Raw genomic sequence first — 22264 nt, 5'->3', positions numbered from 1 at the left:
GCGCCGAGTCAAAGGTGAAAGGCAGTGCACTCGAAATTAGCCATAAGACTGTTCATGGCACCTCAAACCACATCAGGAACCATTGCCACTAAGGTAATCACCCTTTCGTGTTCATCCGCTATATTTTTGGCTTCTCTTTCCAAAACAACCTCTGTGGAACTGACATGGCAGACGAAACCGAGAACGGTAGTCAACCTCTCCTGTGCTCTAACTGCTTTACTGATGAGGGGTTGCGGATTGATGCGTTTAAACATGGCCTTGAACAGCACGGTGATTGCCCGAATTGCAAGAGCCCTGACGGGCGAAAGCTAACGAATGCATGTTGAAAGCCTGGCTTGGCGCTTCTTTGTGAGTGGCACCACAATCCGCTGTGAATATGGCGGAGCGCCTGTAATCCAGTGCAATGAGCATCACTACGGCAACAGCGATATCTCGCCTTCACCATGGCTGAAGAACGACATCAAATTGATTGAGGACGCAGCAAAACTCGGTTTTTTCCACTATGGCCCACGTCTTTGGATGGTCGGTGAAGTGGAACCGCTAAAACTATTGCAGGACACCGTGACGCGGCCGCAGGTTATCGACCGTGTAATGAAGGAATACCCAGAAAGGACGCTTACCGAGAGCACAAAGTTTTATCGCCTCCGGATCAACCCTCATCGTTTTGTTGACCCGCTGGAGTATGACAGCCCGCCGGCCGCGTTGGCGGGAAAAAAGCGCTTAGACTCCTCCGACTTCCCAGTGATGTATGGGTCTCAGGATATTGATATCTGTATCCACGAATGCCGTGCCACTACTGAGGACGACATTTATGTCGCCACCTTGAAGCCGCGGCGGGACTTGCGCCTTTTAGATTTGACTCAGGTACTTGAGGAAGAAGGGTCGGAGTTCGAGAGTCTAGATATGGCTATCCACATGCTTTTCCTTGCGCGGTCTCATTCATACGAAATTTCCCGAGCAATAGCCCTGGCCGCAAGAGACGCTGGTTTTGACGGCGCAATATATCCTTCGTTCTTCAGCTTGGTACGTACGGGCGGCCATCCTTTCGAGACATCCTATGGTCTTTCTCTACGCCGCTTTCATCCCGAGCGGAATAAATATGCAGAGGCATTCACTATCCAGAACGTTGCCCTATTCGGGCGTCCCTTGGAGAGCGGGTTGGTAGGTGTCGAATGCATCAATCGTCTGATCCTCACCCAAGTAGGCTATCTAGGTCATTTTGGGCCGGTGGAGTATTGAGTCCTAGCGCCAAATTCAATCGGGTAACCCTTCGGTAAGTGTCCGCTCCTAGCCGAGTGCGGCCTGCCGTGAAAGGAGTGCAATCGAACCCGAAAGGACAGTCAAAATCGTTGAACTTCATTATCTGGTTTCTAAGCGGTGTCACTCAGTAGGGTTTTTTGAGTTGCCGGTAAGCGCCAGCTGGCAACGAAGCACATCAACAAAAAGCCGCACATCACTCCAAGCATTACCGATGCGCCATAGAGCTCCAAAACGAAAGCGGCGGCGATAGGGCCGCAAGCTTGGGCGATAAGAACGGGCCTTGCGAGTAGCCCCATCCGTGCGCCATATCCTTGCGGCCCAAACAACGCCAATGGAAGAGTGCCGCGAGCGATGGTGAGGATGCCGTTACCGGCTCCGTATAGTGCAATCGCCACGAAGGCCAGCCAAGGCAGGCCTGAGATGAGCAGTCCAAGCCCGATCAAACACAGCAACACGCCAACTCGTGCGGACCAAGTTGGGTGGAGGTTTCTGCCTATGGAAAACTCCGCGACCCGCGCCACGACTTGCGAGGGGCCAATCACCATGCCGATGGCCAAGGCCACGGCTGTCGCGATCCCCAGTTGCTTAAGGACATTGAGCAGATGCACTGAGATACTTGATACCACCATCGCCAGAATCGTCAGCATGACGCCAATCAGCAAGAACAGATAATTGGAGGTATTGGGGCGAAGCACTGATGCGTCGGGTGTATCTGTAATAACGGGGTGAGGCGGTTGTTTTGTGCTTCCAGGAATCAGCAAGGCATGAATAGGGAATCCGACAAGCAAGTGAGCAGCTGCGATGGCAAAGCAGGCGCTCCTCCAACCGATCCAACTCTCCAGAGCCGCAATCACCGGCCAACCTATGGTGCTGGCGAAGCCACCTAACAAGGTCAGTCCGGTAATTGATGTTCGTGCCCCTTCGCCGAAAAGACGTCCCAGGGTTGAGAAGGCTGCGTCGTATAAACCCGCAGCCATGGCAACGCCGATCAGGGTCCAAGCGAAATAGTAAGTGGCAGTACTGCTCGCCAGCCCCATCAGCACCATGCCAAGAGCCAGCAGCAGTGAACTGGCGGCAAGGACAGATCTTCCGCCATGACGATCAATCTGGCGACCAACTGCCGGGGAGGAAGCTCCAGCTACCAGCATTCCCCAAGACAGTCCTCCCACTACGCTGGTAATGGACCACCCGGTTTCTTTGGCTATTGGAGCCGCAAGCACTGCAGGCAAGTAATAGGTCGTACCCCAGGCAAGAATCTGGGTAAGACCCATCGCCCATACGAGCCTGGAGCGATTGATCGGAGAATGAGTCTTCTCTGGAATTGTCACGACCGGCGCACTCATTTTTCGTTGTCAGTAACAACAAGCTAGCGCCTTCGGCTGGCTAACGTCAATCGGAGATCTGTGTTGACGATTTCGGGAAATCAGGATTACTGTTGCAGCTAACAACTAAATTGTGACGGTTATGACGAAGGGTAAAAACGATCAGCTGACTCAGGATTCCGAGGACCTGTACGAGGCGTTGAACCAGCTGGTTCGCGTCTATCAGTTCCGTGATCGAGATCGGATCTGCTGTTACGACGTGTCTGTGACCCAGTGTTACGCCGTCGAAACACTGGTCAAAAAAGGCGCGCTGCGACTTCAGGTCTTGGCAGAAGAAATGTTCTTGGACAAGAGCACGGCGAGTCGAGTGATTGATACCCTGGAGCGCAAAGGGTATGTGTCCCGGGTTGAGGATGATGAAGATCGGCGAGCGGTACGAATTCAGGCGACTGATGCCGGTCGTGAGTTATACGCAAAGATCAGAACTGACCTGATTGCTGAGGAACGAGCGATGATCGAAAACCTCTCACCCGAAGCCAGGCAGGGAGCGCTGAGTTTGCTCAGGCAGATTACAAGGGCCACGGAGATTCGCTGTGGGCTCGTGACTGAGTGCTGCCCAGCCGTGATGAGCAAGGATTAAAAAGGGAAGAGTTTCCTTTTTTTGCCAACAATGTTGTTACTACCAACGTAATGGGGCTCCAACAATGCGAGTTCGTTTAGCTGAACCTAACGATACTATTTCAATAGCAGCCATCTACAACCAAGGGATCGAGGAGCGAAGCTCTACGTTTGAAACGACTCCTCGAAGCCCGGCAGACATGGTTGATCGCATCAACTCAATGGAACGCTATCCAGTGTTGGTCATGGTTGATGAGACGAACCAGGTTGTTGGATGGGCAGGACTCAGTAGCTATCGCGCTCGTGCCTGTTACGACGGCATTGCGGACTTTTCCATTTACCTCGATCGCACTGTTCGCGGGCAGGGGCTCGGCAAGCAGTTACTTCAGTCGCTGCTGACAGAAGCCGAAGTTCGCGGATTCTGGAAAATCCTTTCACGCATTTTTACCTTCAATCACGCCAGCCTCGCATTGTGCGAAGCCTGCGGTTTCCGCGAAGTGGGTGTGTATGAAAAACACGCCTGTCTAGAAGGACGCTGGCTTGACTGCGCGATTGTCGAGCGCCTGTTCCCGAACAATCAGCCAGCCTGAAGAAGGAGTTGATCATGGATAACACTCACCTTCCCGTAGCCATAATTGGAGCGGGCCCAGTGGGCTTGGCCGCCGCCGCTCACTTACTGGCCCGAGGGATCACTCCGTTGATCCTGGAAGCTGGTCCAGTAGCTGGGGCCAGCATTGAAGAATGGGCGCATGTGAAGATGTTCTCTCCGTGGCAGTTCAACGTAGACAAGGAGGCAGCAAGGCTTTTACTTGCCGATGGTTGGACTCCACCACCGGAGGACGAGTATCCAACGGGTCGTGAACTGCTGGATCGTTTCGTTCGGCCACTTGCGGGCTTGGAGCAAATGAAGCGTCACTTGCAGCTTAATACCCGTGTGTTGGTCGTCACTCGCGTCGGTCAGGATGTGATGAAAACCCAAGGCAGGTCGGCAGCTCCATTTTTGTTGCGGGTAGCCGGGCCGACAGGTGAACAAGACGTGCTGGCCAGTGCTGTCATTGATGCCTCGGGCACCTACCTGACACCGAGCTGGATGGGGGGCCATGGCATTCCTGCCTTGGGCGAGAATAAGCACGCAGCACACATCGCCTATGGCATTCCGCAGGTATTGGGCAATGCCCGGAATCGCTATGCCAATAAAAGAGTTCTGGTGGTGGGTGGTGGTCATTCCGCCTTCAACGCTCTGCAGGATCTGGTGCGTCTGATTCAGGAGGCACCGCAAACCAAAGTGCTATGGGCGATCCGGGGTAATTCTCTTGAGCGCATTCTGGGTGGTGGTGCGAATGATCAGTTGGAAGAGCGCGGAAAGCTCGGCCTGAAGATTCGCCAATTGCTGAACGACGGCGTGATCGAGCTGTTCAAAAACGTCGCTATCGATCAGGTTGTGGGCAATGGCCAGGGATTGGTCGTGAAGGCGGGAGAGCATTTACTCCCGCCTGTGGATGAAATCATCGTAGCAACTGGATTCCGTCCTGACATGAGCCTGCTCAGCGAGCTACGTATCGCACTTGATCCCGCGACTCAAAGTGCCGTGTTGCTCGCTCCAATGATTGACCCCAACGAACACAGCTGTGGCACGGTCAGGCCCCATGGCGCGGTAGAACTGAAACATCCAGAGGAAGGTTTGTTCATTGTGGGAGTGAAGAGCTATGGCCGCGCGCCTACGTTCTTGTTGATGACAGGATATGAGCAGGTTCGGTCTGTCGTCGCGGCATTGGCGGGCGATTGGGATGCGGCCAAACGGGTTGAATTGGTGCTCCCAAAGACTGGCATTTGTAACTCGGATTTCGATGAGACCGATGATCGTTTGGAGGCTTCGCCAGGCCAAACCTCGTGCTGTGGAGTCAGAGGAGAACTCGCCGAGGCCGCACCTCATGCCTCGCCCGGTTGCTGCAAAAACTAGCGTCCATTCACCGTTCTCCACCCCTTGTTTCAGGGGTGGATCAGGGTAGCTGTCTTATTTCTTAACCCTACTCAAATAGTCTTTGAGCGCCTTTTCGTCTCCAGACTTAACGGTCATCCCCTCTGGACCCGCACCAATTTCCGTGTACTGCTTGGCCGGCTCACCATGAGCTTTGAATTCCCTCAATTGTTCTGAGCCTGAATAAAAGACCCAAAGGCGGCCGTCTTCTACTTTAGTGAAAAATCCGGGCTTGTCGTACTGGCTCGCGAAGCTGACGCCTGCAAACAAGCTGGTCAGTAAGGCGGCGGTGATTGTCAGTTTTTTCATCATCCTGGCTCCTGGTTGGCTGGATCGGGACTGAGGCTACCTCCAAGTGTGTGACAAAGTTATTACAATATCCGCATATACGCTTGTCCAAATATATTTATTGAGCCCAGCTAAAAATGTTCGATTTACTCCGTAAAATAGGGGTTTCCAGAGAGGCGTCGCGGTAAGAACTGATTTTTACGGGCTTTTCTATGGCGTCTGTCTTTACCTCGCATGCATAAAACCATATATTTGGTAAACCGTATGTTAGGTGAGATCTTCACGATGGCCAGCAAAACCCGCGTTTTGTTCGTTTGTACTGCCAACGCTGCCCGTTCGCAGTTGGCACAAGCTTTGTTGAGGCATACCGATTCAGAGCATTTCGAGGCGTTCAGCGCCGGCACCGCTCCCACCCGGGTCGATCCACGTACCATTGACGCGCTCTCCCACCTTGGGGTGAGTACAGAAGGGATGCGTAGTAAGTCGATCAACGAGTTCCGGGGTGAGCGTTTCGATTTCGTCATCACGTTGTGCGATAAAGCATCAGCGGAGTGCCAATCCTTACCGGGTGCTGGCGAGGTATTGGCTTGGAGTTTTGAGGATCCAGTCGCGAGCACCAAGCCCGACGCATTTCGCCACATGCTCCATGAAATTCATGAGCGCATCAAAATGTTCGTCTTGGTGAAAACCAAACGCTGAGAATCAATATGGCTGACCATCTGACACCGACCACCGTTTTCAAATGCTTGGCTGACGACACTCGTGTCCGCACCATGCTGCTCATCACCCGTGAACAAGAGCTATGTGTTTGCGAGCTGACCTGCGCGCTGAACGAAAGCCAGCCTAAGATCTCCAGGCACCTGGCGCAATTGCGAACCTGTGGCCTGCTGTCTGACCGTCGGCAAGGCCAATGGGTGTATTACCGACTGCACCCGAATCTCCCAGATTGGGTCCATAAAGTGCTGACCACCGCACTCGAAAGCAACAAGCACTGGTTAAGCCCTGATGCCAAACGCCTTGATGAAATGGGTGACCGCCCTGAACGGGCAGCCGTGTGCTGTGACAGCAAAACCGCCTGATTCCGCCTTCGACTACGAGATCGCTCGATGAAAATCCTGTTCCTCTGCACTGCCAATAGCTGCCGCAGCATCCTTTGTGAAGCAGCCTTCAATCACTTGGCACCGGAAGGCATGAAAGCCTACAGCGCTGGCAGTCAGCCCAAAGGCGAAGTGCATCCGCTGAGTCTAAAAACGTTGGAGATAGCTGGTATTTCGACAGACGGATTGTTCAGTAAGTCCAGCGATGTCCATGTGAATCTGGCGCCTGATTTCGTCATCACGGTGTGCGACAAGGCTGCGGGTGAGGCTTGTCCGGTATTTTTTGGGCCGGCCGTTAAGGCCCACTGGGGGCTGGCTGACCCTTCGGAATACCACGGGACTCAAGAAGAGATCGAGGCAGCTTTTGGAGCCACTTTGGAGCAGATCAAAACCCGTATTGAAGCCTTCTTGGCATTACCGCTTTCCCAACTGAGTGCCGAACAGCTCAAGGCAGAGCTAGCCCTGATTGGCACGCTGTAACCACAGGAGCAATGATCATGAGTAAAAGCCGCCTTTCCTTCCTGGACCGATACCTGACCCTGTGGATTTTTCTCGCCATGGCCTTGGGCATCGGTTTGGGGAGCCTGTTCGAAGGCTGGCCGCAGTGGCTCAACAGTCTTTCTGTGGGCACAACCAACATCCCCATCGCTATCGGCTTGATCGTGATGATGTATCCGCCTCTGGCCAAGGTTCGTTATGAAGAACTGCCGGAAGTCTTCAAGGACAAGCGCATCCTCGTTTTGTCTTTGGTCCAGAACTGGGTCATCGGCCCGGTGTTGATGTTCGCACTGGCGATCATCTTTTTGCGGGACCAGCCGGAATACATGACGGGCCTGATCCTGATCGGCTTGGCGCGTTGCATCGCGATGGTACTGGTCTGGAATCAGATCGCAGGTGGCAACAATCAATATGTCGCCGGGCTGGTGGCGTTCAACAGCATCTTCCAGATCCTGTTTTTCAGCGTTTATGCCTGGGTCTTCCTTGGACTGCTGCCGCCGCTGTTCGGACTGGAAGGCAGTGTGATCGAGATCAGCTTTGTCACTATTGCCGAATCGGTTCTGATCTATCTGGGGGTGCCGTTCCTGGCGGGCTTCCTGACTCGCAAGATCCTTATCGGCCGAAAAGGTGAGGCCTGGTTTCAGGATCGCTTCATTCCAAAAATCAGTCCGCTCACGCTGGTTGCACTGCTGCTGACCATCGTGGCCATGTTCAGCCTCAAGGGTGATGTGGTGCTGCAATTGCCGCTAGATGTAGTGCGAATTGCAATTCCTCTGACTATCTACTTTGTCGTTATGTTTTTCATCAGCTTCTGGATGGGCAAATTGCTCAATGCTGATTACCCACGCACCACTGCACTGGCTTTCACGGCCGCGAGCAACAATTTCGAATTGGCGATTGCCGTGGCCATCGCCACCTTCGGCCTTTCGTCCCCGGTCGCTTTCGCAACGGTAATTGGCCCGTTGGTGGAAGTGCCGGTGTTGATTGCTCTGGTCGGTGTGGCTCTCTGGTTGAAACGCCGCTGGTTCGATGAATCCAAGAGCGCCATGGCGCAGGACAAAGACTATGTTTGATGACCACATCCCCCAACTCGATACCGAATTGGCCGATCTCCCATCGGCGGACAAGCTCGGTATCGGAAACACCTCCACCCACAAGCCGCGCATTTTGCTGCTGTACGGATCGACCCGTGAGCGCTCCTTCAGTCGCCTGATGGTCGAAGAGGCCGCTCGGTTGCTGGAGCACTTCGGCGCCGAGGCGCGGATTTTTAATCCCTCAGGTTTGCCGCTGCCCGATGACGCCCCGGACAATCATCCCCGTGTGAAGGAGCTGCGCGAACTGATGTTGTGGTCTGAAGGGCAGGTGTGGTGTTCTCCAGAACGTCACGGTTCCATGAGCGCAGTGTTCAAGGCACAGATCGACTGGGTGCCGCTGGCCATGGGCGCGGTACGCCCGACCCAGGGCAAAACTCTTGCCGTCATGCAGGTGTGCGGTGGCTCGCAGTCGTTCAACGTGGTCAATCAGCTGCGAGTGCTGGGACGTTGGATGCGCATGTTCACCATCCCCAACCAATCCTCCGTGCCGAAGGCCTATATGGAATTCGACGACAACGGTCGGATGAAGCCTTCTCCGTTCTACGACCGTGTCGTTGATGTGATGGAAGAGTTGGTGAAATTCACGCTGCTGCTTCGCGACCGTCAGGACTACTTGGTTGATCGTTATTCCGAGCGCAAGGAGTCGGCGGAAGAACTCATGAAACGTGTCAATCAGCGCTCCATCTGAGGATCTTTCAACGTGCAACAACACCCATATTCCGTACTGCCGCTGGCACAGTTCAATGGCCAATTGATCTTCACCCCGTGCCCAGGCACGAAGGGCACCCGACCTTTCGAGGCGTTGCAGACCCTAAAGGACGCAGGGGCATCGGCGTTGCTGACGCTGATGCCGACCGAGGAGTTGCTTCAGAACGAGATCGACCTGCTGCCCGAAGAATGCCAAATGCTTGGCATTGAGTGGTTTCACCTGCCAGTTGAAGACGATCAAGCGCCTGGCGAAGCATTCAAAGCTGCCTGGGAGCAGCACCATCCGCGTCTCAAGCAATTAGTAGCCGAAGGAAAAACTATTGCCATCCATTGCAAGGGCGGTTCGGGCCGTACAGGTTTGATCGCAGCTCAACTGTTGATTGAGAGTGGCGTGTCGTTTAGCGATGCCATTCGCGATGTTCAGTCGCTGCGTCCACGCGCGATTCAACATCCTTCTCACATTGAATACATCGGCCAGTTCGACACCCAGTCGAACTCCCACTGACTCCAGATACGAGCACAAGAACATGACTATCAAAGTTGGCATCAATGGTTTTGGTCGGATCGGTCGCCTCGCGCTGCGAGCAGCTTGGAGCTGGCCGGAGTTTGAGTTCGTGCACATCAATGATCCTGCAGGCGATGCAGTAACCCATGCACACCTGATCAACTTCGACTCTGTGCATGGTCGTTGGCAAAACGAAGCCAGCGCTGATGGCGAACATGTAGTGGTAGGCGGCAAGCGTATCAAGGTCACCGCTAACAAGGCGATTGCCGATACCGACTGGTCGGGTTGCGATCTGGTGATCGAAGCCAGCGGCAAGATGAAGAGCGTCGCTGTGCTTCAGGCTTACCTCGACCAAGGCGTGAAGCGCGTGGTGGTCTGTGCGCCGGTCAAAGAACAAGGCGCCTTGAACGTGGTGATGGGCGTTAACCAGCACCTGTTCAATGCATCGGAACATCGCATTGTTACCGCCGCCTCCTGCACGACCAACTGCTTGGCGCCAGTAGTGAAAGTCATCCACGAAAAACTGGGCATTCGCCACGGTTCGATCACAACCATCCACGACCTGACCAACACCCAAAGCATCCTTGATCAGCCCCACAAGGATCTGCGTCGAGCACGCGCATCGGGCATGAGCCTCATTCCTACCAGTACTGGTTCGGCCACCGCCATTGCGGAAATCTTCCCGGAGCTGCGGGGACGCCTCAATGGTCACGCTGTACGGGTGCCGCTGGCCAACGCTTCGTTGACGGACTGCGTCTTTGAAGTCGAGCGGGCCACCACTGTCGAGGAGGTGAATCAACTACTCAAGGAGGCTTCCGAGAACGAGCTAAAAGACATCCTCGGTTTCGAGACACGTCCACTGGTGTCCATCGACTACCGTACCGACCCACGTTCATCAATCATCGATGCGCTGTCGACCATGGTCATCAATGGCACCCAAGTCAAACTTTACGCCTGGTACGACAACGAATGGGGTTACGCCAACCGTACCGTCGAGCTGGCTAAAATGGTTGGTCTGGCAGTTTAAGGAGCGGTTATGAAAGCGTTGTCAGCCCTCGCTCCGGAAGTGCGGCAGTACCTGCTCGTTACGGGCAACTACTGGGCCTTCACCCTCACCGACGGCGCCCTGCGCATGTTGGTGGTGCTGCACTTTCACGCGTTGGGCTACAGCCCACTGCAAATCGCGGCGTTGTTTCTGTTCTACGAGATCTTCGGCGTGATCACCAACTTGGTGGGTGGCTACCTCGGCGCCCGGCTAGGGCTGAACAGGACCATGAACATCGGGCTGGGCATTCAGGTCGCAGCACTGCTAATGCTGACGGTTCCGGTAGCCTGGCTGACCATCCCATGGGTGATGGGCGCTCAGGCATTGTCCGGGATTGCCAAAGACCTGAATAAGATGAGTGCCAAAAGCTCCATCAAACTGCTGGTCCCGGATGGTGAGCAGGGGCAGCTGTACAAGTGGGTGGCGATCCTCACCGGTTCGAAAAACGCACTCAAAGGGGTTGGCTTCTTTCTCGGCGGTGCCTTGCTTGCATTGATCGGCTTCAAGGGTTCCTTGTTGGCCATGGCGAGTGTCTTGGCGCTGATCTGGATCAGCAGCGTGATTCTGTTGAAGAAGGATTTGGGCAAGGCAAAAGCTAAACCCAAGTTTCGTGACATCCTGTCCAAGAGCCGGGCGATCAATATCCTCTCAGCGGCGCGGATGTTTCTGTTCGGTGCCCGCGATGTCTGGTTCGTAGTGGCCCTGCCGGTGTACCTGAGCAGTGTATTTGGCTGGGACTTCTGGAAAGTCGGCGGTTTCCTTGCAGTCTGGGTGATTGGCTACGGCATTGTGCAGTCTTTGGCGCCCAACATAACTGGCAAAAAACACGGCCGTGTGCCGGACGGCCGAGTAGCCTTGTGGTGGGCACTCGCTCTGGCGGGATTGCCGGCGGCAATTGCTTTTGGAATGAATACAGGAATGTCTGAGCAGGTAGTTTTGCTCGGAGGATTACTGGTCTTTGGAGCGCTATTCGCTGTGAATTCTTCGCTGCACAGCTACCTGATCGTCTCATACGCCAAGGAAGATGGCGTGTCGCTCGATGTAGGCTTTTATTACATGTCGAATGCCATGGGACGGCTAATCGGCACCGTCCTCTCTGGCTGGGTCTATCAGGTGTATGGGTTGGGCGCGTGCTTATGGATATCTAGTGCATTCGTGCTGCTTGCAGCTTTGATTTCAATTGCACTACCTCGCCATGCGTCTAGTGAATGACCGCTTCTGGTCGTTCACTGCCGGTCATGCTGGCTAAGTGTGCGGGCCAAGCACGGTGCAAATGGCTGGTCAGGTCGATTGCAAATGAGTGGTCAAGTCAGTGCAATTACCTAGACGTCAGCCGATCTGGAGAAGTTGCTCCGGCCAGCGTCAGGGTCAGCTAGTCTTTCCGCACCGACTACTCAAGGAAGAGACCCATGCCAAGCAACTCAGAAACCAACATCGCCACAGCGGACGCACTGACCTTGCTCCTGCACAACCAGCACGCCATAGGGGCTGCTATAGATGAAGTTACCAAGTGGCTATCAGAAAATGGAGTGGGGAGTGTTGCCGCAAACGCTACGGCAGCCATGGAAACGTTGGATTCGAATGCACATGCGATTACAGACGCCATCATGAGACTACGGCAGTCGTAGGCGAAGAGTGCCCCCAGCCTATGAATGCTTAGTGGTTACATTGTACTGTTCTTGCGGGTAGGGCCTTGGATCTGTAGATAGTGGTTTACTGCTTAGAGATGGTTTGGTTATCTGCCGAGCGCGAGGCCCGCGATGGATATCACAATGGCAAAAGTGGATAGCCATGTCGCCAATTGAAACTTGCTGCTTTCCTCTTGAAGCCCCGCTAGGACTGATGCGAGTAGGGGGAAATTGACGCAGTGTCTGTCCGACCCAACCATCATTGAAAAGAAAGCCACGTTGCTACCGTCGCTTTTGTTGTAGCCGTGCTTTTGCTCCAAATGGTAGTAGAGCCTGCCGTACACGATGTCACCGTCGACATCCAATTCCTTTGCGATCATCTTGCAGTCGATGGGCACAAAGATTTTCGTCTCTCGACCATTCTCGATGCCTGGCTCGGCTGAGTGATTCTTGAACTCTTCGTAGTAGAGCGTATAGATGGTGCTAAGGACTTTGAGGTCTGTAGGTGTCTTCATGCTGACGTCCTTGAAAGTGGAATCACCAACCTGAACCAAGTTGGTGATTCGCTTAACGATTACAAATCGAGCACATACTGGAACGGCAGGCTACGGAAATGTTGCCGCACGTGCTCCCACCGGCCAAACCGCCAGCGGGGGTAATCGTGAACAAATACACTTTTAGTGCGTTGAGATGACGAGCGGTTGCGATAACGTCGGGCCATGGTAGGTCGAGCCTATAGAGTGATTGCTGTGATGCAATCCTCTGGGCGTGACAACGTACACTCAAAGTGTTGTTGACGTGACGGTCACGCTGTTGGCTTAATAACCGCCTGCCCAGATTCATGCGTTTTCGAAACGGGTGTATCGGGGGTGGTGCGGGTGGATCACGTTCTGTCGCCAAACTTCGCGTGACCATTCGCAAGCTTTTCCCTTCTACAGACCTATAAGGTCATCTTTCTACGGCAGATCCCTACATGTAGGGTTTTTTTTCGGCCGTGCTACAAGATAATGCGTTTTGAGGGGCGATTGCAACGCACTGCCTGTGCATAAACCTGGGGTGTTTCTATGCGTGAAAGAACAGAAATGCTGCCCCCGTCCTAGGCTACTTCTTCTTGGGTGGAGGTTTGATTGTTTCGACCGTAGTGGTCTTTGGTCGACGCTTAGCTTCTTCAATAGTGATAAAGCGTCCGCTTCCCGAATCCCGGCCGCGCTTAGTGGCATTACTCATATCAGTCTCCCGTGAGAACAGATTTAACTTGCGCATAAGGTGGCCCCATCCACGACTAGTCCACGGATGGGGTATTGCAAGGGCACGCTGTTAAGCGCGGACCAAGAAGCACCATGCTTCATGACCGTACTCGTGGGCATCCAGTACTCGATCCGAGTTCTTTACTCGGCGGTATCGGCAGCACACCCAGCGGAACCCTTTAGGGGCCGGTTTTTTGGGCATTAGCCATCTTCACCTCCTTAGGGGAGGGGATTTTTTCTTGCATTCTGCTGAGAAATGACTAATCTTCCGTTCGCAGATTGACGTCCGCAAGCGCGAGTTTCTCCCCTTAAACTCGCAGGGCTGATCGGAGCTGCAACTCCGACTTAGCCCAAAATTCTCATAAGATTCTTCTTAGCAAGAATCCTGTTATGTACTTCAGCGGCATCCCGCGACACCTTAAACCTCTCTACGACCTCCTCGAGGCTTCGACAGGTAATCATCTTGTCGCTGGGCATCAGTAGTGCCCCGGCGAATCGGTTAGCCTGCCACTCACTGTCTTTATAGGCAGGAAGCTGGCCATGTTCTGCTCTGTGGAACTGAATTCGCACATTGCGATGCATTAAGTAATGCCCTAGCTCATGCGAAGCAGTAAAACGATCTCGCCCCCTGCCTTCCACCATCCCGTCATAAACATCTATTCGCAAACGAATGACATTCTCCGCAGGGATAGTGAGGCCATGGTTGGGGCCCATTTCATGCATCTCAGCCACTTCCAAGGCGAACCCTGTAAACGCCTGAGGCATTGCAAACTCTAAGACTTCCGCAATGGGGAAGGCGTCGGTCTGGATCCCCAACTCTCGCCTTACCGCCATAGCCACCCCGAAAACGCTGTCTTGGCTACGAGGTGGCACTTCACATGAAGGGCCGCTCATTGATTCGCCTCCTACTTCTCGGACTTCTGCAAAAGAGCCAGAAGCTTGTCCAGTTCCGTTGACTTCATTTCCCCAAACTGTCTAGCGAAAGCTAGAGCTGTTTCTTGGTGCTTCTGAGAAAGATCCCTAACCTCCAAGGCGATCTGGCCCCTGCTGATCTGAGCTGAGTCTTCGATCTCTCTGAACTCTGGCGAGTCTAGGGACACTCCAAGATAGCTGGCCACCTTACGAGTTAGGTCGTCCGATACAGTTTTCTTGCCGGTCTCTACTGCAGACAAATATGCAGAACTTACACCGAGACCTTCAGCCATATCCTTCAGCAGCAGACCGCGATCAATCCGGGCTTTCCTGATGAGTTTTCCAAATTCTGTAAACATGCTGTGCGTCCCCTTAGACGGTTCTATGACCGATCTGGAAAAAATATTAACCCGCCAAGGTTAACTATGCAACCTTGAGATAGAACGATTTTTGCCTTCTGCTATCCCAATCTAGACATACGACCGTAAAAATTTTGCTCCGATCCAGACTGAGTTCACTCGGGAACCGGGGTCATCGCGAAGCAGGATAACCCACGCAAACTGGCTAGCACGACGCGCCATAAAAGGCCTTTCGGAACCTCCATATGCCTGATACATTTCCCATTCATTCCCTTGGGAAAGGGCATTGATTTCGCCGGCTTGCAGACGGTGCCTCAGGTTTATCAGTACATCGACTACCCGGCAGACAACCACAAGCTGGGCTGGAACGAGATGCTCGCCTGGCTGCGGGAAAAGCGCTGGCAGAGCATGAGCTTTGGCGGCAGTGTTTACCTGGTGTTGCTGATCCCGGTCGTGAACATTCTGATGATGCCGGCGGCCGTGGCGGGCGCGACGCTGTTCTGGGTTCGTGAGCGCGGTGCGGAAAATCTGGTGACCCAGCGCTGAGCCCGTCACAAATCCATCATCTGCCCGTCACAACGACGAAATGGCCTCAGCCGACACTGAGGTCATGACGACAGCTCTGCATATCACCCTGATCACCGAAACATTCCCTCCCGAAATCAACGGCGTGGCCAATACCCTCGGCCGCTTGTGCGACGGTTTACGCGCTCGCGGGCATCAGGTGGAACTGGTACGGCCCCGACAGGGTGGCGACCTGCAGTCCGGCAGCAGCGATGATTTGCTGCTGTGCCGGGGCTGGCCGCTGCCGGGGTATCCGGGCCTGCAATGGGGCCAGTCGTCGATGCATAAATTGTTGCGACGCTGGCAACGTCATCGCCCGGACGTGTTGTACATCGCCACCGAAGGACCGTTGGGATTGTCCGCACTGCGCGCCGCCCGCCGTCTGGGGATTTCGGTGGTCAGCGGCTTTCATACCAACTTCCAGCAGTATTCCAGCCAATATGGCCTGAGTTTACTCTCGCGCTTGCTGACGCATTATTTGCGCTGGTTCCACAATCGCTCGACCTTGACGCTGGTTCCGAGTGTCAGTCAGCGGATGGAGCTGGAGCGCCGGCACTTCGAGCGTCTGGCGCTGTTGTCGCGAGGCGTCGACAGCCAGCTGTTTAATCCGGTCAAGCGCCTGCAATCTCTGCGTGAGCAATGGGGTCTGGCAGATGACGACATCGCCGTCATCCACGTAGGACGTCTGGCTCCAGAGAAAAATCTCGGTGTTCTGAAACGCTGCTTCGACCGGCTGCAAGCCACTTATCCACACCGTCATCTGAAGCTGATTGTGGTGGGCGACGGCCCGCAGCGGGCTGCGTTGCAGCAGCAATTACCGCAAGCGATTTTCTGCGGTGCGCAGCGCGGCGAAGCCTTGGCCAGTCATTATGCTTCGGGGGATGTGTTTCTCTTTCCCAGCCTGACCGAAACCTTCGGCAATGTGGTACTTGAGGCACTCGCCTCGGGGTTGGGCGTGGTGGCTTACGATCAGGCCGCGGCGGGCCAGCACATTCGTCATGGCTACAACGGCGTGCTGGCAATGCCGGGCGATGAGGAGGCGTTTTGCGAGGCGGCGGTGTGGTTGCTCGAGGAGCGCGAAACGCTGCGCTGCGTGCGCCTGAATGCGCGGCAACATGCGAGCCGCCAGGGCTGGGCGACGATTATCGATCAGTTTGAGGGGCAGTTGCGCGGGGCTTGCTACGGTCCTCGTGGCGAGGGGGCTTGGCGAACCGTCGCACCGCCCCGCTCGGCCGCAAAGCGGCCCTGAGACCGTCGTGTAACAGCGGACCCATGCGCGCCGGGTTCACGACTGCTTTGCAACCGAGCGGGGCGGCGCGACGTTTCGCCAAAAGCCCCCTCGCCACAATTTGAACCGGGTCCGACCATTTAAACCAGCGTCATTAACGCCTCACGGCTGAACGGCAGAATCTCTTCCTCACGACCATCCCGCACTTTCTGCGCCCAATCCGGGTCGACCAGCAACGCACGCCCTACCGCCACCAGATCGAACTCGTCATTGTTCAATCGCTCCAGCAGGTTTTCCAGGCTCGCCGGTTGCGCGATCTTGTCAGTGTTGACCATAAACTGCAGAAACTCGCCGTCCAGGCCGACGCTGCCCACGGTGATGGTCGGTTTGCCGGTCAGCTTGCGCGTCCAGCCCGCCAGGTTGAGCTCGGAACCGTCGAACTCCGGCTCCCAGAAACGCCGCGTCGAGCAGTGGAAAATATCCACGCCGGCGTCGGACAACGGTTTGAGGAACTCACCCAGCGCTTCCGGCGTCTGCACCAGCCGCGCGGTGTAATCCTGCTGTTTCCACTGTGAAAAACGGAAGATGATCGGGAAATCTTCGCCAACCGCTGAGCGTACCGCCTCGATCAGTTCAATGGCGAAACGTGAACGGTTGGCCAGGCTGCCGCCGTATTCATCGGTGCGCTGGTTACTGCCTTCCCAGAAGAACTGGTCCACGAGGTACCCGTGTGCACCGTGGATTTCAATACCATCCATGCCGATGCTTTGGGCGTCTTTGGCCGCTTGAGCAAAGGCGGCGATCACGTCCTGGATATCCTCCCTGCTCATGCCGTGAACCACGACCTGACCGTCCTTGAGTTTTTCCGACGGACCGTAGCCCGGCACACTGGCGTCCGGCTCGGTGCCAATGCGACGCACACTGCCGACATGCCACAGTTGCGGCACGATCTTGCCACCCTCGGCGTGAACGGCGTCGACGACTTTCTTCCAGCCCGCCAGCGCGGCCTCACCATAGAAATGCGGCACGTTTGGATAACCGTTAGAGGCCTTGTGGTCGACCGTGGTGCCCTCGGTGACGATCAAACCGACGCCCGCTGCAGCACGGCGGCGGTAGTATTCGATCACTTTGGAGTTGGGCACGCCACCCGGCGAAAAGGAACGGGTCATCGGCGCCATGACCACGCGGGTCGGCAGTTCGAGCGTGCCGAGCTGGAACGGTTTGAACAGGGCTTTTACGGGCATGAGGACGCTCCACGAGGAATAACTTTATGACGGCGATAATATGGGGAGGCGACAGCGATGAACAGCACTATTGATTGCGGTGATTAAGGTTCAGAAGTCTCCAGGCGCCGGTCGGTTGGTACAACGCGGTCGGTCAGCTATGCCGCGTTGCCCGGATCGCCAGCAAGGCGGCTCCTACAAAGGGAATATCAGCTCAGCGCTTTTTCGATCGCCTGGATCACGAATGGATCATCCGGCGCCGTGCGCGGCGAGAATCGCGCGAGCACGCGACCGTCCTTGCCCAGCAGGAATTTTTCGAAGTTCCAGGTGATGTCACCCGGGAATTCCGCGCCCTCGCCGGCCAGCAAGCGGTACAACTGATGACGCTCAGGACCGTTGACTTCCAGTTTGCTGGACAACGGAAACGTCACGCCATAGTTGAGGCTGCAGAACGCTGCAATTTCCTGCTCGGAGCCCGGCTCCTGTCCGGCGAACTGGTTGCACGGCAGGCCCAGCACGCTGAAGCCCTGGTCTTTGTATTTTTGATAAAGATTTTCCAGCGCCGCGTACTGTGGGGTCAGGCCACATTTGGAAGCGACGTTGACCACCAGCACGACGCGCCCCTTGAAAGGCGCAAGAGGCAGCTCCTGACCATCCAGGGCCTTCAGTTTAAGGTCGTGAAAAGCACTCATGACGAACTCCAAATTCCCGTGTTCTTCTCAAAACAGCCTCTTGGTGATTTCACCAGGCACAGCCGTGGACTAAAAAAGGCGCCCCTCGGGCGCCTCTCCAGCTATCGAAGCTTAGCGCAGAAATCAGTGCTGATGGCCACCTTCGCCATGGACGTGACCATGAGCGACTTCTTCCTGGCTGGCATCACGGATTTCGATGATCTTGACCTGAAAATTCAGGCGCTGACCGGCCAACGGGTGGTTGCCGTCAACGGTGACATCGTCGCCGTCCAGGTCGCGAATGGTCACGATCTGCATCTGCCCGTCCGGTGCGGAAGCGTGGAACTGCATGCCCACTTCCAGCTCGTCTACGCCTTCGAACATGCTGCGGCTCAGGGTGCTGACCAGTTCGGCAGCGTATTCGCCGTACGCGTCTTCAGGTTCAACGGCAACCTTCAGCTCGTCGCCGACGGCCTTGCCTTCCAGGGCTTTTTCCAGGCCCGGGATGATGTTGCCCGCGCCTTGCAGGTACACCAGCGGCGCGCCGCCGGCGGAGCTGTCGATGACCTCACCAGCGTCGTTGGTCAGGGTATAGTCGATGGAGACAGCCTTATTGGCGGCGATCAGCATGGGGCGAGACCTTTTGCAGAAGAATATAGAAAGACCAAGTTTAGCGAAGCAATCGTCCGAAAGCGAACACAACCCGGACAGACGGAACGCGGCGCCTGGCACGACGGTCACAGGTTTTCATCAGGACGAAGACGGGCATTGGGTTGCCGAGCTGTCTTGCGGCCATACCCAGCACCTGCGTCATCAGCCGCCGTGGCAATCTCGTGCCTGGGTGCTGGACGCGGCGCAACGCCTTGAAAAAATAGGCCAGCCCTTTGATTGTGGTTGGTGCGCACAGGGCTTGGTTAGCGCTAACCTTGGCGACTGAATCGCGGTAGGCGGCCAGTCATAGGCTGTCACCATTGCCATGCTCCTTCAGAGAATCCGCATGCAAACTTTTTTCATCGCGCCCACCGATTTTGGTGTGGGTCTGACCTCCATCAGCCTCGGGCTGGTGCGCACCCTCGAACGGGCCGGTCTCAAGGTCGGCTTTTTCAAACCGATCGCGCAGCCGCATCCGGGCGACACCGGGCCTGAACGCTCCACCGAACTGGTGGCGCGCACCCACGGTCTGAAACCGCCTCAGCCGTTGGGCCTGGCCCATGTCGAGCGCATGCTCGGCGACGGCCAGCTCGACGAACTGCTCGAAGAAATCATCACGTTGTATCAGCAAGCCGCCATCGGCAAGGACGTGCTAATTGTCGAGGGCATGGTCCCGACACGAAGCGCCAGTTACGCGGCGCGGGTCAATCTGCATTTGGCCAAGAGCCTGGATGCCGACGTGATCCTGGTCTCGGCGCCGGAAAACGAAGTGCTCAGCGAACTTTCCGGCCGCGTGGAATTGCAGGCGCAGTTGTTCGGCGGTCCGAAAGATCCAAAGGTCCTCGGCGTAATTCTCAACAAGGTGAAGACCGAAGAAAGCATGGAGGCGTTCGCAGCGCGGCTGAAGGAGCATTCGCCCTTGCTGCGCAGCGGCGATTTCAAGCTGCTTGGCTGCATCCCGTTCCAGCCGGAACTCAACGCTCCGCGCACGCGCGACGTTGCCGATCTGATGGGCGCGCAAATTCTCAACGCCGGCGACTATGAAACCCGCCGCATGAGCAAAATCATCATCTGCGCGCGCACCATGCGCAACACCGTCGAGCTGCTCAAGCCCGGCGTGCTGGTGGTGACGCCTGGCGATCGCGACGACATCATCCTCGCCGTCAGCCTCGCCGCCATGAACGGCGTGCCGCTGGCCGGCCTGTTGCTGACCAGCGACACCCTGCCCGACCCGCGCATCATGGATCTGTGTCGTGGCGCGTTGCAGGCGGGCCTGCCGGTGCTGTCGGTGAGCACCGGTTCCTACGACACGGCCAACCAGTTGAACGGCTTGAACAAGGAAATTCCGATCGACGACCGCGAGCGTGCGGAGATCATCACCGATTTCGTCGCCAGCCATCTCGACGCCAGCTGGCTGCATCAACGTTGCGGCACGCCACGGGAAATGCGCCTGTCTCCTGCGGTGTTCCGCTACCAGTTGATTCAACGCGCGCAGGCCGCCAACAAGCGCATCGTGCTGCCCGAAGGCAGCGAGCCGCTGACCGTGCAGGCAGCGGCGATCTGTCAGGCACGCGGCATCGCCCGTTGCGTGTTGCTGGCCAGACCGGCAGACGTCGAAGCGGTGGCCCGTGCGCACGATATTGAACTGCCGCCGGGCCTGGAGATTCTTGATCCGGACCTGATCCGCGAGCGCTACGTCGAGCCGATGGTCGCACTGCGCAAATCCAAAAGCCTCAATGCGCCGATGGCCGAGCAACAACTGGAAGACACCGTGGTGATCGGCACGATGATGCTTGCGCTGGACGAGGTCGACGGTTTGGTCTCCGGGGTCATTCATTCAACGGCGAACACCATTCGCCCGGCCTTGCAACTGATCAAAACCGCGCCGGGGTGCACGCTGGTGTCGTCCGTTTTTTTCATGCTGTTCCCCGAGCAAGTGCTGGTCTACGGCGACTGCGTGATGAACCCGCACCCGAGCGCCAGCGAGCTGGCCGAGATCGCCCTGCAAAGTGCCGACTCGGCGGCCGCATTCGGCATCACCCCGCGGGTGGCGATGATCAGTTATTCCAGCGGCGAATCGGCGAGCGGTGAAGAGGTCGAAAAAGTCCGCGAAGCCACCTTGCTCGCCCACGAACAGCAACATTCGCTGCTGATCGACGGCCCGTTGCAATACGACGCCGCCGCCAATGAAAACGTCGCGCGGCAATTGGCGCCGAACAGCCCGGTGGCCGGTCGCGCCACGGTGTTTGTATTCCCCGACCTGAATACCGGCAATACCACGCACAAAGCCGTGCAACGCAGCGCCGACTGCGTCAGCCTCGGGCCGATGCTGCAAGGCCTGCGCAAACCGGTGAACGATCTGCCGCGCGGAGCACAAGTGGATGACATCGTCTACACCATCGCGTTAACCGCGATCCAGGCTGCCAACCGACCTATGGAACTCTAAATGCTGGCTTTTCTTCCTGCTCCCGTGCGCGGCGTGATCGCCTCGCTGTTGTTGGCACTGAATACCATTTTGCTGTGCTCGATTCTGTTCTGCGTGGCGATTTTCAAAGCCCTGCCCTTCGCATTCACCCAACGTCTCACGCTCTGGCTGATGAGCCATATTCATGAAGCCTGGATCAGCAATAACAAGGCCTGGATGAACCTGGTCCGCCGCACCCGCTGGCACCTCACCGGGCTCGAAGGGCTCGATTATCGGCACTCGTACCTGATCACCAGCAATCATCAGAGCTGGGTCGACATCATGGTGCTGCAGTACGTGCTCAATCGTCGCATCCAGCCGCTGAAATTCTTCCTCAAGCAAGAGCTGATCTGGGTGCCGGTGATTGGTCTGGCATGGTGGGCGCTGGGCTTTCCGTTCATGAAGCGCTACTCCAAGGCCTACCTCGAAAAACACCCGGAGAAAAAAGGCAAAGACCTCGAAACCACACGCAAGACCTGCGCGAAGTTCCGCAATAATCCGGTGGGGATTTTCAATTTCGTCGAGGGCACGCGCTTCACCGAAGGCAAGCATGCGCAGCAGCAATCACCGTTCAAGTATTTGCTCAAACCCAAGGCTGGCGGCATTGCGTTTGTACTGGACGCGATGGGTGAGCAGCTCGAGTCGATCGTCAACGTGACGATCCACTACCCGGGCGGTCGTCCGGGGTACTGGGATTTGCTCTGCGGGAACGTTGCGGACGTGGTGGTGCATTTTCAGGAGCTGAAAATCCCGCCGGCGTTTATCGGCAAGAACTACGACCAGGACGGCGAGTATCGATTGCAGTTTCAGGGATGGATCAACCAGTTGTGGCAAGACAAGGATGCGCTGATGGAGCAGATGCATCGGGAGTATCCAGGCAAACACTAAGCCCCTGTGGGAGATT

Annotated in this window: 26 protein-coding genes and 1 pseudogene; 18 read left to right on the top strand and 9 right to left on the bottom strand. The window is 56.0% G+C overall.

Annotation, left to right across the window (positions count from 1 at the left end; translation table 11 throughout):
- Positions 1-62 precede the first annotated feature (62 nt).
- Entirely contained in the window at positions 63-269 is a 207-nt protein-coding gene (locus ACYZT1_RS04910) for a hypothetical protein (protein WP_462017925.1), read from the bottom strand.
- 46 nt (positions 270-315) lie between these two features.
- On the opposite strand from ACYZT1_RS04910, the gene ACYZT1_RS04905 reads away from it, so the two are divergent.
- Positions 316-1239 carry an RES family NAD+ phosphorylase gene (locus ACYZT1_RS04905; protein WP_462017924.1) on the top strand — a complete coding sequence of 308 codons (924 nt, stop codon included), beginning with the start codon at positions 316-318 and terminating at the stop codon, positions 1237-1239.
- A gap of 131 nt (positions 1240-1370) precedes the next feature.
- On the opposite strand, the gene ACYZT1_RS04900 is transcribed toward ACYZT1_RS04905, so the two are convergent.
- On the bottom strand, positions 1371-2588 hold the full coding sequence (locus ACYZT1_RS04900) for an MFS transporter (RefSeq protein WP_462017923.1): 1218 nt from the start codon (positions 2586-2588) through the stop codon (positions 1371-1373).
- A 136-nt stretch (positions 2589-2724) separates the two neighbouring features.
- On the opposite strand from ACYZT1_RS04900, the gene ACYZT1_RS04895 reads away from it, so the two are divergent.
- From ACYZT1_RS04895 to ACYZT1_RS04885, 3 genes are all read left to right on the top strand, one after another.
- The gene (locus ACYZT1_RS04895) at positions 2725-3222 is read left to right on the top strand and encodes a MarR family winged helix-turn-helix transcriptional regulator (RefSeq protein ID WP_462017922.1); all 498 of its coding nucleotides are present in this window, start codon (positions 2725-2727) and stop codon (positions 3220-3222) included.
- Positions 3223-3286: 64 nt separating this feature from the next.
- The gene (locus ACYZT1_RS04890; protein WP_462017921.1) at positions 3287-3790 is read left to right on the top strand and encodes an arsinothricin resistance N-acetyltransferase ArsN1 family A; all 504 of its coding nucleotides are present in this window, start codon (positions 3287-3289) and stop codon (positions 3788-3790) included.
- 14 nt (positions 3791-3804) lie between these two features.
- A complete protein-coding gene (locus ACYZT1_RS04885; RefSeq protein ID WP_462017920.1) occupies positions 3805-5160 on the top strand; it encodes an FAD-dependent oxidoreductase in 1356 nt (451 codons plus the stop codon).
- Positions 5161-5214: 54 nt separating this feature from the next.
- Here ACYZT1_RS04885 and ACYZT1_RS04880 read toward each other — a convergent pair whose 3' ends face one another.
- A complete protein-coding gene (locus tag ACYZT1_RS04880; RefSeq protein WP_462017919.1) occupies positions 5215-5487 on the bottom strand; it encodes a hypothetical protein in 273 nt (90 codons plus the stop codon).
- A 264-nt stretch (positions 5488-5751) separates the two neighbouring features.
- Between ACYZT1_RS04880 and ACYZT1_RS04875 the strand changes: the two genes are divergently transcribed.
- From ACYZT1_RS04875 to ACYZT1_RS04835, 9 genes are all read left to right on the top strand, one after another.
- Entirely contained in the window at positions 5752-6165 is a 414-nt protein-coding gene (locus tag ACYZT1_RS04875) for an arsenate reductase ArsC (protein WP_462017918.1), read from the top strand.
- Between the two features lie 8 nt (positions 6166-6173).
- A complete protein-coding gene (locus ACYZT1_RS04870; protein WP_462017917.1) occupies positions 6174-6545 on the top strand; it encodes a metalloregulator ArsR/SmtB family transcription factor in 372 nt (123 codons plus the stop codon).
- A gap of 27 nt (positions 6546-6572) precedes the next feature.
- Positions 6573-7043: an arsenate reductase ArsC gene (locus tag ACYZT1_RS04865; protein ID WP_462017916.1), complete on the top strand. Its 471-nt coding sequence runs from the start codon at positions 6573-6575 to the stop codon at positions 7041-7043.
- A gap of 17 nt (positions 7044-7060) precedes the next feature.
- Positions 7061-8134, top strand: coding sequence for an ACR3 family arsenite efflux transporter (arsB, locus tag ACYZT1_RS04860; RefSeq protein WP_462017915.1), 1074 nt, complete (start codon positions 7061-7063; stop codon positions 8132-8134).
- Entirely contained in the window at positions 8127-8843 is a 717-nt protein-coding gene (arsH, locus tag ACYZT1_RS04855; protein WP_462017914.1) for an arsenical resistance protein ArsH, read from the top strand. Before arsB ends, arsH begins: the two co-directional genes overlap by 8 nt.
- A gap of 12 nt (positions 8844-8855) precedes the next feature.
- Positions 8856-9368, top strand: a complete 513-nt coding sequence (locus ACYZT1_RS04850; RefSeq protein WP_462017913.1) for a phosphatase domain-containing putative toxin — start codon at positions 8856-8858, stop codon at positions 9366-9368.
- A gap of 22 nt (positions 9369-9390) precedes the next feature.
- Positions 9391-10395 carry an ArsJ-associated glyceraldehyde-3-phosphate dehydrogenase gene (locus ACYZT1_RS04845; protein WP_462017912.1) on the top strand — a complete coding sequence of 335 codons (1005 nt, stop codon included), beginning with the start codon at positions 9391-9393 and terminating at the stop codon, positions 10393-10395.
- A 9-nt stretch (positions 10396-10404) separates the two neighbouring features.
- Positions 10405-11625 (top strand): organoarsenical effux MFS transporter ArsJ, encoded by a 1221-nt coding sequence (arsJ, locus tag ACYZT1_RS04840; protein ID WP_462017911.1) that lies wholly within the window; start codon positions 10405-10407, stop codon positions 11623-11625.
- A gap of 197 nt (positions 11626-11822) precedes the next feature.
- Positions 11823-12041 carry a hypothetical protein gene (locus ACYZT1_RS04835; protein ID WP_462017910.1) on the top strand — a complete coding sequence of 73 codons (219 nt, stop codon included), beginning with the start codon at positions 11823-11825 and terminating at the stop codon, positions 12039-12041.
- A gap of 107 nt (positions 12042-12148) precedes the next feature.
- On the opposite strand, the gene ACYZT1_RS04830 is transcribed toward ACYZT1_RS04835, so the two are convergent.
- The 3 genes from ACYZT1_RS04830 to ACYZT1_RS04820 form a co-directional block, all read right to left on the bottom strand.
- Positions 12149-12556 (bottom strand): hypothetical protein, encoded by a 408-nt coding sequence (locus ACYZT1_RS04830; protein ID WP_462017909.1) that lies wholly within the window; start codon positions 12554-12556, stop codon positions 12149-12151.
- 1077 nt (positions 12557-13633) lie between these two features.
- On the bottom strand, positions 13634-14182 hold the full coding sequence (locus ACYZT1_RS04825; RefSeq protein ID WP_462017908.1) for an ImmA/IrrE family metallo-endopeptidase: 549 nt from the start codon (positions 14180-14182) through the stop codon (positions 13634-13636).
- A gap of 11 nt (positions 14183-14193) precedes the next feature.
- The gene (locus ACYZT1_RS04820; RefSeq protein ID WP_462017907.1) at positions 14194-14559 is read right to left on the bottom strand and encodes a helix-turn-helix domain-containing protein; all 366 of its coding nucleotides are present in this window, start codon (positions 14557-14559) and stop codon (positions 14194-14196) included.
- 324 nt (positions 14560-14883) lie between these two features.
- On the opposite strand from ACYZT1_RS04820, the pseudogene ACYZT1_RS04815 reads away from it, so the two are divergent.
- Positions 14884-15105 (top strand): annotated as a pseudogene (locus tag ACYZT1_RS04815) (EI24 domain-containing protein); the annotation flags it as partial.
- Positions 15106-15145: 40 nt separating this feature from the next.
- Positions 15146-16372, top strand: a complete 1227-nt coding sequence (locus tag ACYZT1_RS04810; protein WP_462017906.1) for a glycosyltransferase family 4 protein — start codon at positions 15146-15148, stop codon at positions 16370-16372.
- A 119-nt stretch (positions 16373-16491) separates the two neighbouring features.
- Here ACYZT1_RS04810 and ACYZT1_RS04805 read toward each other — a convergent pair whose 3' ends face one another.
- From ACYZT1_RS04805 to ACYZT1_RS04795, 3 genes are all read right to left on the bottom strand, one after another.
- Positions 16492-17595 carry an NADH:flavin oxidoreductase gene (locus ACYZT1_RS04805; RefSeq protein ID WP_462017905.1) on the bottom strand — a complete coding sequence of 368 codons (1104 nt, stop codon included), beginning with the start codon at positions 17593-17595 and terminating at the stop codon, positions 16492-16494.
- 188 nt (positions 17596-17783) lie between these two features.
- Positions 17784-18266 (bottom strand): glutathione peroxidase, encoded by a 483-nt coding sequence (locus ACYZT1_RS04800; RefSeq protein WP_462017904.1) that lies wholly within the window; start codon positions 18264-18266, stop codon positions 17784-17786.
- A gap of 123 nt (positions 18267-18389) precedes the next feature.
- Positions 18390-18875 (bottom strand): FKBP-type peptidyl-prolyl cis-trans isomerase, encoded by a 486-nt coding sequence (locus ACYZT1_RS04795; protein WP_462017903.1) that lies wholly within the window; start codon positions 18873-18875, stop codon positions 18390-18392.
- Between ACYZT1_RS04795 and ACYZT1_RS04790 the strand changes: the two genes are divergently transcribed.
- From ACYZT1_RS04790 to ACYZT1_RS04780, 3 genes are read left to right on the top strand one after another with little or no spacing between them, the layout of a single operon-like run.
- Positions 18844-19182: a DUF3565 domain-containing protein gene (locus ACYZT1_RS04790; RefSeq protein ID WP_462017902.1), complete on the top strand. Its 339-nt coding sequence runs from the start codon at positions 18844-18846 to the stop codon at positions 19180-19182. The two genes, ACYZT1_RS04795 and ACYZT1_RS04790, sit on opposite strands and share 32 nt — an antisense overlap.
- Positions 19183-19242: 60 nt before the next feature.
- A complete protein-coding gene (gene pta, locus ACYZT1_RS04785; RefSeq protein WP_462017901.1) occupies positions 19243-21342 on the top strand; it encodes a phosphate acetyltransferase in 2100 nt (699 codons plus the stop codon).
- Positions 21343-22248: an acyltransferase gene (locus ACYZT1_RS04780; protein ID WP_462017900.1), complete on the top strand. Its 906-nt coding sequence runs from the start codon at positions 21343-21345 to the stop codon at positions 22246-22248.
- Positions 22249-22264: the final 16 nt, after the last annotated feature.

The sequence above is a fragment of the Pseudomonas sp. PB3P13 genome, assembly GCF_054897735.1.
This window is presented reverse-complemented; position numbering and strand designations above follow the sequence as displayed.